Annotated in this window: 4 protein-coding genes; 1 reads left to right on the top strand and 3 read right to left on the bottom strand. The window is 70.8% G+C overall.

Annotated elements, in window-relative coordinates; all coding sequences use genetic code 11:
- Positions 1-28: 28 nt before the first annotated feature.
- From ACRDPS_RS13285 to aceB, 3 genes are read right to left on the bottom strand one after another with little or no spacing between them, the layout of a single operon-like run.
- On the bottom strand, positions 29-1,201 hold the full coding sequence (locus tag ACRDPS_RS13285) for an FAD-binding oxidoreductase (protein WP_431502117.1): 1,173 nt from the start codon (positions 1,199-1,201) through the stop codon (positions 29-31).
- Positions 1,201-2,661, bottom strand: coding sequence for an FAD-linked oxidase C-terminal domain-containing protein (locus ACRDPS_RS13290; RefSeq protein WP_431502118.1), 1,461 nt, complete (start codon positions 2,659-2,661; stop codon positions 1,201-1,203). The genes ACRDPS_RS13285 and ACRDPS_RS13290 overlap by 1 nt, the downstream gene beginning before the upstream one ends.
- A gap of 7 nt (positions 2,662-2,668) precedes the next feature.
- Entirely contained in the window at positions 2,669-4,264 is a 1,596-nt protein-coding gene (gene aceB, locus ACRDPS_RS13295; protein ID WP_431502119.1) for a malate synthase A, read from the bottom strand.
- A 128-nt stretch (positions 4,265-4,392) separates the two neighbouring features.
- Between aceB and ACRDPS_RS13300 the strand changes: the two genes are divergently transcribed.
- On the top strand, positions 4,393-5,348 hold a 956-nt coding region (locus ACRDPS_RS13300; RefSeq protein ID WP_431502120.1), incomplete at its 3' end, for a 5'-3' exonuclease.

Here is a 5,348-nt window from a genome sequence, read left to right on the forward strand (position 1 = left end):
ATGTCCCTCGCCGGCAACGAGTCCGTCATCAGATTCCTCCTACGAAGCGGCCCGGGCTGAGCCGGTGGTCGGGGTCGAACTCGTTCTTCACGCGCCGCATCAGGTCGAGCGCGGGCACCGGTCCCCAGACGTCGACGCTCTCCTTCACCGCGGCGGGTGCGTCGAGGACCACGACGCTTCCCCCGTGGGCTTCGCAGACCTGCCGCAACCGGGTCACGGTGGATGGCACGTCTTGCTCGTCGGTGTCGTTCGGTATCGCCGCGTACGCCACGCCGACCCCGGCCGAGCCGCGCACCTCCAGTCCGCGGGCGGCGGCCAGCACCTCGGGCAGTCCGGAGAGCCGGAAGGTCAGCTTGAGTGCCGTCGCCCGATCGTCCCCGGTCGCAGCCACGTCCCAGGGATAGGCACCCCATCCGTGCGGCGGCTCCTCGCCGACGGTGGCTCCGGGCAACAGCTCGACCAGTGCCTGCGTACGTCCCGCGACCCCGTCCGGTCGGCCCTCGACCAGCACGCTGACGTCGATGCGGCCGTCCCGCGCGAGGTCGACGTCGAGAGCGGCCGGGACCGCCTGGCTGTGCAGCACGGCCTGGGTGAGGCGGCCGGCCTCTTCGGGCGACGCGGCCGGCACGGTGAGCCAGCGGCTCGCCCGCGGGACGGGGTGCAGCCGGAAGGTCGCCTCGGTGACCACGGCCAGCGTGCCCATCGAGCCGATGAGCAACTTGCCGAGGTCGTAGCCGGCGACGTTCTTGACGACCTTTCCGCCGGCCTTGGCGATCACGCCGTCGGCGCGCACGACGGTGACGCCGATCAGCAGGTCGCGCAGGGTGCCGGCGAACAGCCGCCGGGGTCCACTGGTGTTGGCGGCGAGGGTGCCGCCGATGGTCGCCCCGGGGACGGTGACATCGAGCGCGAGCCGCTGCTCGTCCGAGGACACCTCCTCCTGCAACCGGGACAGCGGCGTCCCGGCGCCCGCGGTGGCGATCAGGTCGCCGGAGGCGTGCTCGGTGACCTGGTCGAGCGCCGAGAGGTCGAGGAGCACGTCGGCGGAGGTCGGCGGGAGGCCCCAGTCGAGCTTGGTGCCCGCCCCGGTCGGGACGACGCTCTCGCCGGCGGTGGCCGCCTTCCGCATCACCTCGGCGACCTCGGCGGTGGACGTGGGCCGCTCGACGCGACCCGGCGCGACCCCGGAGACGGTCGCCATCAGAACACCTCCGCCACGCCGGCGTCCTGGAGCGGGTGCGCGCCCTGATGCCGGCCCGGACGTTCGCCGCACAGTCGCGGGGTCGGGAAGATCTTGCCCGGGTTGGAGATCCGGTCCGGGTCGAAGGCGCACCGGACCAGCTGCATCGTGTCGAGGTCCTCGGCTGCGTACATCTTCGGCATGTGGGCCGCCTTGTCGGCACCGACCCCGTGCTCGCCGGTGATGGAGCCGCCGTGGGACAGGCAGAGGTCGAGGATCCCGCGGCTGACCGCCTCCGCGGCCTCCCCCGCCCCGGGGACGTCGTCGTCGAAGAGCACCAGCGGATGCAGGTTGCCGTCGCCGGCGTGGAAGACGTTCGCGACACGTACGCCGGAGCGCTCGGAGAGATCCGAGATCGCCCGCAGCACCTCGGGCAGGGCGGTGCGCGGGATGACGCCGTCCTGCACGATGTAGTCGGGGCTGATCCGGCCGACGGCGGCGAAGGCCGACTTGCGGCCCTTCCAGATCAGGAACCGCTCCTCGGGGGTCTTCGCGGTGCGGATCTCGAAGGCCCCGGTCTGCTCGCAGAGCCGGACCACGTCGGCGTACTCCGCGTCCACCTCGACGGCCGGGCCGTCCAGCTCGATGACCAGCACAGCACCCGCGCCGTCCGGGTAGTCGCAGTGCACCGCCGCCTCGGCAGCCTCGATCGCGAGCGCGTCCATCATCTCGATCGCCGCCGGCACGATGCCCGCCGCGATGATCGCGGACACCGCGGCACCCGCGCGGTCGGTGGAGTCGAAGCCGACCAGAAGGGTGACCACCTTCTCCGGCAGCCGCACCAGCCGCACCGTCACCTCGGTGACGATCCCGAGGGTGCCCTCCGACCCGACGACGGCGCCGAGCAGGTCGTAGCCGGGAGTGTCCGGAGCGTCCCCACCGAGGCGTACGCGGTCGCCTGCTGCGGTCACGAAATCGGCGGCGAGGACCTGGTTGGTGGTGAAGCCGTACTTGAGGCAGTGGGCGCCGCCGGAGTTCTCCGCGACGTTGCCACCGATCGAGCAGACCTGCTGGCTGGAGGGGTCCGGTGCGTAGTAGTAGCCCGCCGGACCCGCCGCGCGGCTCACGTCGAGGTTGATCACGCCGGGCTCGACGACGGCGCGCTGGTCCTCGCGCCGTACCTCCTTGATGGTCCGCAGCCGCGAGGTGACCACCAGCACGCCTTCGGCGTGGGGCAGGCTGCCGCCGGAGAGCCCGGTGCCCGAGCCGCGGGCGACGTACGGGATCTGCTGCTCGGCGCAGCACCGCACGATCTCGGCGAGCTGCTCGGCGGTCTCCGGGATCACCACGAGCGCCGGGGTCACCCGGTAGTGGGCCAGCCCGTCGCACTCGTACGTCCGCAGTCGTGCGCGGTCGGTGATCACCCCTTCCTCGGGGAGCAGCTCCCGCGCGCGGGCGGTCAGGGTCTCCAGTGGTGTCATGCCGGCCTCAGGGCATCCGCTCGTAGGCCGGGAGGGTGAGGAAGTCGGCGTACTCCTCGGCCAGCGAGAGCTCGGTGAAGGTGTCCCGCGCCTCGGCCCAATGGCCCCCCGAGGTGTCGGTCCGCTCCCCGATCTTCGCCATCTCCTCCTCGATGAGCCGCTCGACCAGCTCGCGGGTGACCCGCTGCCCGCCCTCGAGCTCGATGTCGTTGTGCAGCCACTGCCACACCTGGCTGCGGGAGATCTCCGCGGTGGCGGCGTCCTCCATCAGGTTGTTGATCCCGGCAGCGCCGGCGCCGCGGAGCCAGGACTCGAGATACTGGATCCCCACGCTGATGTTGCTGCGCAGCCCGGCCTCGGTGATCGCGCCGGGCGTCGACTTCACGTCGAGGAGCTGGGCGGCGGTGACCTGGACGTCCTCGCGGAGCCGGTGGCGCTGGTTGGGCTTGTCGCCGAGCACCTTGTCGAAGGCGTCCCGGCAGGCCTCGACCATGCCCGGGTGGGCGACCCACGAGCCGTCGAAACCGTCGCCGGCCTCGCGGGTCTTGTCGTCGGTCAGCTTGGCGAAGGCGACCTCGTTGACCTGTGGGTCCTTGCTCGGGATGAACGCCGCCATCCCCCCGATCGCATGCGCGCCGCGCTTGTGGCAGGTGCGCACCAGCAGCTCCGTATACGCCCGCATGAACGGGACCGTCATCGTGACGCTGTTGCGATCGGGCAGCAGGAAGTCACGGCCGCGGCTGCGGAAGGACTTGATCACGCTGAACATGTAGTCCCAGCGGCCGGCGTTGAGCCCGGCGGAGTGCTCACGCAGCTCGTAGAGGATCTCCTCCATCTCGAAGGCCGCCGGGTAGGTCTCGATGAGGACGGTCGCCCGGATCGTGCCCCGCGCGATGCCGAGGAACTCCTGGCCGAGCACGAACGCGTCGTTCCACAGGCGAGCTTCTCGGTGTGACTCCATCTTGGGCAGATAGAAGTACGGACCGCTGCCGCGGTCGAGCTGCAGCTGGCCGCACGCGGTGAGGTAGAGCGCGAAGTCGACCAGGCCACCGGCGGTGCGCTCGCCGTCGACCAGGATGTGCTTCTCCGGGAGGTGCCAGCCGCGCGGACGTACGACGATGGTGGGCTGTTCCTCGGCGGTGACCTCGTAGTGCTTGCCGGACTTCGGGTCGTCGAAGGTGAGCTCGCCCTTGACCGCGTCGAGGAGGTTGAGGGGACCCTCGACGACGTTCTCCCACAGGGGCGTGTTGGCGTCCTCCTGATCGGCCAGCCACACCTTGGCACCACTGTTGAGGGCGTTGATCGTCATCTTCCGGTCGGTCGGGCCGGTGATCTCGACCCGCCTGTCGACCAGCCCGGGCGCGGGGTCGGCCACCCGCCACGAGTCGTCCTCGCGGACCGCCTTCGTCTCCTCGAGGAAGTCGAGGGTGCCGCCCTCCGAGAGCTGCTTGATCCGCTCTCCGCGGTGCCCGAGCAGCTCTTCGCGACGGGCCCCGAGCTCACGGTGGAGCAGGGCGACCAGCTCGAGTGCCCGCCGGCTCAGGATCTCGTCGTAGCGATCACCCAGCGGCCCGGTGATCTCGACTCCAGCAGGCAGGTCCATCCGCGCTCCCATATTTCGTATCGTGGAATCTTTCTTCTGTTACTTGGAACGCTAGAGGAATGAGGCCTGGGAGGGCAATGGGTACGTGTGACTCCGGTCACCGCATCCTTACGCCTACGATGGGCGCGATGTCGATGAACAGCTCGCCGATCCCCCGCCGCCTCCTGCTCGTCGTCGACGCTCCGTCGCTGCTCCACCGCAACCATCACGCCCGGGCACACACCCGGATGATCGACCGCGCCGGCCGGCCAGCCTGGGCGCTGCACGGCATGCTGCGCCAGATCCTCGACTCGATCGACGCCTTCGCTCCGGACGCGGTGCTCTTCGGGCTCGACGACCGCACCGCGTCCGTACGCAGGGACGCCTACCCCGACTACAAGGCGGGCCGCCCCGAGAAGGACCCGCTGCTCTCCGAGCAGCTCGACCGGGCCGGCTCGCTCCTCGACGCCCTCGGCCTCGCGACGCTGACTCCCCCGGGCCTCGAGGCCGACGACGTCAACGCCTCCGGCGCCGCATGGGCCCGCCGCAACGGCTGGAACTGCGTCGTCATCACCTCCGACCGCGACGCCTTCGCGCTGATCAGCGACCACACCCAGGTGCTGCGGCTGATCAACGGCGGCATCAACGGTTCACCGCTGCTCAACCCGGCCCGTCTGCATGCGATGTACGGCGTCCCGGCCTCCCGCTATCTCGAGTACGCCGCCCTCCGCGGTGACGCCAGCGACAACCTGCCCGGCGTCAGCGGCATCGGCGAGAAGACCGCCGCCGCGCTCCTCGACCAGGTCGGCCCGATGGACGGAGTCTGGTCCGACATCCGTGACAACGACGGCCAGATGGTGTCAGCGGTCCTCGACGAGTGGGCCGCCGGCACCGGCGTACGCCGGATCAGCGCGCGCGTCGTCCGCGCACTGTCCGCGCCCGGCGCCCGAGAGCGCTACGACTTCAACCTGCGGATGATGACCTGCCACGACGACCTCGACCTCCGCCTCACCCCCGACGTCCCCGGCACCCCCGGCCTTCTTCCGCTCGATCTGGATCGGGTCTCGCGCGTCGTCGGCTTCCTCGGTATCGAGGCCACCACATC

The organism is Nocardioides sp., from assembly GCF_050699375.1.
GTDB lineage: Bacteria > Actinomycetota > Actinomycetes > Propionibacteriales > Nocardioidaceae > Nocardioides.